This window comes from Cupriavidus sp. YAF13, from assembly GCF_052113425.1.
Lineage (GTDB): Bacteria > Pseudomonadota > Gammaproteobacteria > Burkholderiales > Burkholderiaceae > Cupriavidus.
Genome location: NZ_JBFRDD010000092.1, coordinates 24570 through 30727, shown reverse-complemented (window position 1 = coordinate 30727; position 6158 = coordinate 24570). Strand labels below are relative to the sequence as shown.

The 6158-nt window shown below is 66.8% G+C and carries 5 protein-coding genes; 4 read left to right on the top strand and 1 reads right to left on the bottom strand.

Translation table 11 applies throughout. The annotated features are described in order from the left end of the window. Window positions 1-627 precede the first annotated feature (627 nt). Window positions 628-1455 carry an AzlC family ABC transporter permease gene (locus AB4061_RS38885; RefSeq protein WP_441641396.1) on the top strand — a complete coding sequence of 276 codons (828 nt, stop codon included), beginning with the start codon at window positions 628-630 and terminating at the stop codon, window positions 1453-1455. Then, the gene (locus AB4061_RS38880) at window positions 1452-1775 is read left to right on the top strand and encodes an AzlD domain-containing protein (RefSeq protein ID WP_441641395.1); all 324 of its coding nucleotides are present in this window, start codon (window positions 1452-1454) and stop codon (window positions 1773-1775) included. The genes AB4061_RS38885 and AB4061_RS38880 overlap by 4 nt, the downstream gene beginning before the upstream one ends. A gap of 41 nt (window positions 1776-1816) precedes the next feature. Here AB4061_RS38880 and AB4061_RS38875 read toward each other — a convergent pair whose 3' ends face one another. Next, complete coding sequence (locus tag AB4061_RS38875) at window positions 1817-2953, bottom strand: helix-turn-helix transcriptional regulator (protein WP_441641394.1); 1137 nt, start codon at window positions 2951-2953, stop codon at window positions 1817-1819. Window positions 2954-3314: 361 nt separating this feature from the next. Between AB4061_RS38875 and AB4061_RS38870 the strand changes: the two genes are divergently transcribed. Together AB4061_RS38870 and pyk are read left to right on the top strand one after the other, a co-directional pair. Further along, on the top strand, window positions 3315-4523 hold the full coding sequence (locus tag AB4061_RS38870; RefSeq protein WP_441641393.1) for a phosphoglycerate kinase: 1209 nt from the start codon (window positions 3315-3317) through the stop codon (window positions 4521-4523). A 124-nt stretch (window positions 4524-4647) separates the two neighbouring features. Then, window positions 4648-6084: a pyruvate kinase gene (gene pyk, locus AB4061_RS38865; protein ID WP_441641392.1), complete on the top strand. Its 1437-nt coding sequence runs from the start codon at window positions 4648-4650 to the stop codon at window positions 6082-6084. Window positions 6085-6158: the final 74 nt, after the last annotated feature.

The following is a 6158-nucleotide window of genomic DNA, read 5'->3' as shown; positions in this document are numbered from 1 at the left end:
GGCGGTGGCTGCCCGGCCATTTGATGCCCTGCCGTACCGGCGCGAGCGGCACCTTGCTATCACCCCCCTCTGGTTTCGTGGTGGGCACCGTGGCCCGGTTCGCGGGGCCGTGCTCGTACCTCACGGCGCTTGCCCTCCGAGACAAAACCACGAAACCAGCCACACCCGAAACGGCGCAGCACTTCACCCCGCGAACGGCAGATGTGGGAACGGTCACCGCAAGCGAGGTCAGGGGCCGCACGACGTAACCCATAGGTCATGCAGTTGCGATGTCCTTCGGGCCGGTAGGATTCGCCGGCCAACACTCCGGGCCGTACGACGGAACCACCGAGGCTGAACAGCCTTACTGCTCTGCTCCCGGCAGGGCGGCTTTCTTTTCGTTAGTTTTCTTTGCCGGTCAAAGAAAAGTGACCGGCAGCCCCCGCAGGGGGATGTCGTATGGCCCTTGGGTGCAAAAGCCAACGCCGCAGCAAAACCAACCAAGAACGCCAGCCAACCAACCCAGCCCAGCCCCCCTCCAACAAGTTAAGCAACCACTTACCACCCCCTCCCACTCCCCCTATAATGCCCAATTCCCCCTAAGGGCTCGCCGCCCCCCTGCGGCTGCCATCCCCCCAGCCTTCAGCTATGACCTTCCGACCGCCCCAGGCCCTGCTGCGTCCCTGGCATCGTTTTGCCCCGGCCGAGCGGGCTGGCTTTATCGAGGGGGCGCGCTATTTCGCGCCGTCCCTGCCTGCCGTGTTCTCCTGGGGCCTGGTGACGGGCGTGGCCATGAGCAAGTCGGTGATGAACGTGCCCGAGGCGATCGGCATGTCCTTGCTGGTCTATGCGGGCTCGGCACAGTTGTCCGTGCTGCCGCTGTTTGCGGCGGGCCTGCCGTTGTGGACGGTGTGGCTGACCGCCGCCATCGTCAACCTGCGCTTCGTGATCTTCAGCGCGGGGCTGCAGCCGCATTTCAGCTACCTGCCGCTGTGGCGCCGCACGCTGCTGGGGTCGTTCAACGGCGACCTGCATTTCGTCTACTTCATGCAGCGCTATGCCACGCCAGGCCATGAGCCGGGCAAGGAAGGGTACTTCTGGGGCATGGCGCTGACCAATTTCGCCATGTGGCAGGTCTCGTCGATCATCGGCATCGTGCTGGCCAGCGCGTTCCCGGACAGCTGGGGCCTGGGGCTGGCCGGCACGCTGGCGCTGATTCCCGTGATGGTCACGACCATCCGCTCGCGCTCCACGCTGCTGGCGGTGGCGGTGGCTTCCGCGCTGGCGCTGCTGTGCTTCGACCTGCCTTACCGGCTCGGCCTGGTGGCGGCGGTGGTGGGGGCGATCGCGGCGGGCATGGCCAGCGACGAACTGGCCGCCCGCGCGACCTTGCGGGGCATCCGCCGCCGCAAGGCCGGGCATGCGCCCGCGCAGGCAGCGGCTCCGGCGGCTCCGGTGGCAGAGGACCGGGCATGAGCCATCTCGAGATCTGGATCGCGCTGGTCGGCATGGCGCTGGTGACCATCGTCACGCGTGCGCTGTTCCTGATGGCGGGCGAGCGCGTGACGGTGCCAGACCGCATCCAGCGCGCGTTGCGCTACGCGCCGGCGGCGGCGCTGGCGGCCATCATCCTGCCCGACCTGATGACCTGGCAGGGCCATTTCACGCTGGCCCCGAGCAACTACAAGCTGGTGGCCGGCGCGGTGGCGCTGGTGTTCTACCTGGCGACGCGGCGCATGGTGGGCATGATCGTGGCGGGCATGGCGGTCTATACCGCCATGCGGCTGCTTGGCTGAGCCGGGGCCGGGCGAGCGCCGGGCCCCGAAGGCATGATCCGCTAGGCCGTGTCGCCAGCGGCGCTCGGCCCCTGCGGCCCGGGGCCGAGCGCCGTGCCCAGCTGGGTCAGCATCCGCGTCAGGCGGGCCTGCGTGCTGGCGCCGGTCTTGAGGAATACCGCTTTGAGCTGGCTGCGCGCGGTTTCGTGGCGCACGTGCAGGCGCTCGCTGGCTTCGGGCAAGCCCATGCCGGTGGCCAGCAGGCTTGCCAGGCGGATCTCGGCGGGCGTCAGTCCATAGACTTCGCGCAGCAGTTGCGGCAGTTCCGCCGGCGCCTGCGCGTCTTCATGGATCACCACCAGCGCGGCGGGTTGCTGCCAGGGCAGCGCAAAGAGGTGGGATGGCGGCAGCGGCAGCACGATCAGCTGCGCGCAGGCGCCGTTGCCGTGGCGGGCGATTGCCGCCTGCGCCGGTACCGTGCTGCGCGGCGCGCAGGCGGCAGTCACCATGTCGGCCAGCGAGCGCGACAATTGCCACTCGCCGGTCTTGCCGGCGGGGGCCAGCCGCCGCACCCAGCGCTCGCCGATGCCATTGCTCAGCAGCACGCGCCGCTCGGGCGAGAAGGCGATCACGCCGAACGACAGGCGCTCCAGGATCCGCCCCGACAGCTGCGCCAGCGTCGACAGCCCGATGGTGCGGTCGCGCATGGCTATGGCGCTGCGCATGTGAGGCAGCGCCCAGTCCAGCGCGCTGACATCCGCCGGCGTGAAATTGCCTTGGGAGAACGAGCGCTGCAGCGCGAAATACACCTCGTAGTGGGGCTTTCGCTCGACCAGGCAGGCTGCGTAGGAGCACAGGCCGAAGCGGTGAAAGAACTCCCGGTAGAAGGGGCTGCGCTGCATCGCGCCTTCGCCGAAATCGCGCGCGTCGATGTACCACTCCCCGGGGGAGAGGTTATGGGCAAACAGCTTGCCCGGATCCAGCGTGTGGAATTCCTTCTCGTAGGCGCTGAACAGCTCCTGCACCGGGCGCACGACCTCGTTGACCGTCATCAGGTCGCGATCGGTGTCGCGCACGATCATCGATGCGTGCGCGCTGCCTACGATGTTGCTCAAGGTGTGCAGGCTTTGCTGCCAGGCCTGCGCGTCAAGAATCCCTTCATACAAGCCACGGATTGCCCGGTGCATGTCTTCGTTCATGATTACCCCTGCCTTCGCGACAACGGCGCTAGCCGTGTGGCGCCGACGCCGCTTCCCGTAAGCGCGTCCGGCACCAGTGCCTTGGGTCCCGTCTGAGGCGGGCCTCTGGCTATGTTCTTGCGTGCTTATCTTGTGCCAACTTATGCATATGTTGCGCGCTTTGGCAGCAGCGTACGAGACGCAATGCAATTGTCGCACCCCACATTCAGGGGGTACGTTGCAAGGATGCGGCACGCTGCTCGCCGCATGTGGCGAACGGAGCACCCGTTGGTGGATGCATCCGGGGCGCAATCCCGCAAAATGGCCCTTGCGATCAGGTAAAATGCCGATTTTCCCCGATTTTCGCTCTCCAGCCACCGCCATGACCTCTGTCCTGCGTCTTTCCGATCTCATCTCCCAAGGCAAAATTGCCGGCAAGCGGGTTTTTATCCGCGCCGACCTGAACGTGCCGCAGGATGACGCCGGCCAAATCACCGAAGATACCCGCATCCGCGCCTCCGTGCCGGCCATCGAGGCTTGCCTGCAGGCAGGCGCCGCCGTGATGGTGACGTCGCACCTGGGCCGCCCGACCGAAGGCGAGTTCAAGCCCGAGGATTCGCTGGCGCCCGTGGCCACGCGCCTGGCCGAGTTGCTCGGCAAGCCGGTCAAGCTGGTGCAGAACTGGGTCGACGGCAACGGCGAAGTGAGCACGGTCAAGCCCGGCGAAGTGGTGCTGCTGGAAAACTGCCGCGTCAACAAGGGCGAAAAGAAGAACAGCGACGAACTGGCGCAGAAGATGGCCAAGCTGTGCGACGTCTACGTGAACGATGCCTTCGGCACCGCGCACCGCGCCGAAGCCACCACCCACGGCATCGCCAAGTACGCCCCCATCGCCTGCGCCGGCCCGCTGCTGGCCGCCGAGATCGATGCGCTGGGCAAGGCCCTGGGCCAGCCGGCGCGTCCGCTGGTGGCAATCGTTGCCGGCTCCAAGGTATCCACCAAGCTGACCATCCTCAAGACGCTGGCCGGCAAGGTCGACAACCTGATCGTCGGCGGCGGCATCGCCAATACCTTCATGCTGGCTGCCGGCCTGAAGATCGGCAAGTCGCTGGCCGAGGCTGACCTGGTGGCCGATGCGCGCACCATCATCGATCTCATGGCCGCGCGCGGCGCCTCGGTGCCCATCCCCGTGGACGTGGTGTGCGCCAAGGCATTCAGCGCCACCGCTGTTGCCACTGTCAAGGACGCGAAGGACGTGGCCGACGACGACATGATCCTCGACATCGGCCCAAAGACCGCGCAGATGCTGGCGGACCAGCTCAAGCTGGCCGGCACCATCGTGTGGAACGGCCCGGTCGGCGTGTTCGAGTTCGACCAGTTCAGCAATGGCACCAAGGTGCTGGCGCAAGCCATCGCCGAGTCCAAGGCGTTCTCGATCGCCGGTGGCGGCGACACGCTGGCGGCCATCGCCAAATATGGCATCGCTGACCAGGTGGGCTACATCTCCACCGGCGGCGGCGCCTTCCTGGAATTCCTGGAGGGCAAGACGCTGCCCGCGTTCGAGGTGCTGGAACAGCGCGCCGCGGGCTGATCGATCTTGCCGAGTTGTTTCTGCGGCAGCCCAGCCATGCCGTTGCGCATGGCCGGGCTGCCGTGTTTGCTTGCGGTGTGCCGCTGCCTTACCTGCGCTGGCCCTCGATAAGGAAAATCAGTTCATGACCCGTTCCACCAAGATCGTCGCTACCATCGGCCCCGCTTCCAGCACGCTGGAAATCCTGACGCGCATGATCGCGGCCGGGGTCGACGTGGTGCGCCTGAACTTCTCCCACGGCAAGGCCGAAGACCACATCGAGCGCGCCCGCCTGGTGCGCGAGGCGGCCAAGGCGTGCGGCCGCGAAGTCGCCATCATGGCCGACCTGCAAGGCCCGAAGATCCGCGTGGGCAAGTTCGAGCACGGCAAGATCACGCTGAAGGCGGGTGAGCCCTTCATCCTCGACGCCACCTGCACCCTGGGCAACCAGGAGCGCGCCGGCCTCGATTACGAGGACCTGCCGCGCGACGTCGGCCCGGGCGACCTGCTGCTGCTCAACGACGGCTTGATCGTGCTGGTGGTGGAACGCGTGATCGGCCACGAGATCTTCACCAAGGTGAAGATCGGCGGCGAGCTGTCCAACAACAAGGGCATCAACCGCCAGGGCGGCGGGCTGTCGGCGCCGGCGCTGACCGCCAAGGACATGGACGACATCAAGACCGCCATGGCGCTGGGCGCGGACTATGTCGCGGTGAGCTTCCCGAAGAACGCCACCGACATGGAAATGGCCCGCCAGCTTGCCGCGGTGGCCGGCCAGCCGCACCAGCACAAGGCCCGCATGATCGCCAAGATCGAGCGCGCCGAGGCCATCCGCCCGGGCGTGCTCGAGGAAATCCTGCAAGCCTCCGACGGCATCATGGTGGCCCGCGGCGACCTGGCCGTGGAGGTGGGCAACGCGGCCGTGCCGGCGCTGCAAAAGCGCATGATCCGGCTGGCGCGGGAAGCCAACAAGCTGACCATCACCGCCACCCAGATGATGGAGAGCATGATCGTCAACCCGGTGCCCACGCGCGCCGAGGTGTCGGACGTGGCCAACGCCGTGCTGGATGGCACCGACGCCGTGATGTTGTCGGCCGAGACCGCCGCCGGCAGCTACCCGGTGGAGACGGTGGAAACTGTGGCCGTGGTATGCCTGGAGGCCGAGAAATCCGAGGTGGTCCAGCTCGACACCGATTTCCTCAACCAGACCTTTGGCCGCATCGACCAGTCGATCGCCATGGGCGCACTGTTCACCGCCTATCATTTGCAGGTAAAGGCCATTGCCGCGCTGACCGATTCCGGCGCCACCGCGCTGTGGATGAGCCGGCATCGCATCCATGTGCCGATCTACGCGATGACGCCCAACCTGGCCTCGCAGCGCAAGATGCAGCTGTACCGCAACGTAGTGCCGCTGCCGCTGGAAGCCAGCGCCGACCGCGACACCGCGCTGGAACAGGCTGAAGAACTGCTGCTGTCGCAAGGTGTGGTGCAGCGCGGTGACTTCATCGTGCTGACCATTGGCGAGCCGATGGGCCAGCCGGGTGGCACGAATACGCTGAAGATTGTCCGGGTGGGCGCCTGATAGGCGCCGCGCCGGACAGACAGCCGGCGCTTGAGCGCACAGGATCACCCAGGATGAATCGCGTTGAGACGGTG

Coding starts and splice junctions, on each gene's coding strand:
- AB4061_RS38885 (WP_441641396.1), top strand. CDS start 628: ATGACCTTCCGACCGCCCCAGGCCCTGCTGCGTCCCTGGCATCGTTTT.
- AB4061_RS38880 (WP_441641395.1), top strand. CDS start 1,452: ATGAGCCATCTCGAGATCTGGATCGCGCTGGTCGGCATGGCGCTGGTG.
- AB4061_RS38875 (WP_441641394.1), bottom strand. CDS start 2,953: ATGAACGAAGACATGCACCGGGCAATCCGTGGCTTGTATGAAGGGATT.
- AB4061_RS38870 (WP_441641393.1), top strand. CDS start 3,315: ATGACCTCTGTCCTGCGTCTTTCCGATCTCATCTCCCAAGGCAAAATT.
- pyk (WP_441641392.1), top strand. CDS start 4,648: ATGACCCGTTCCACCAAGATCGTCGCTACCATCGGCCCCGCTTCCAGC.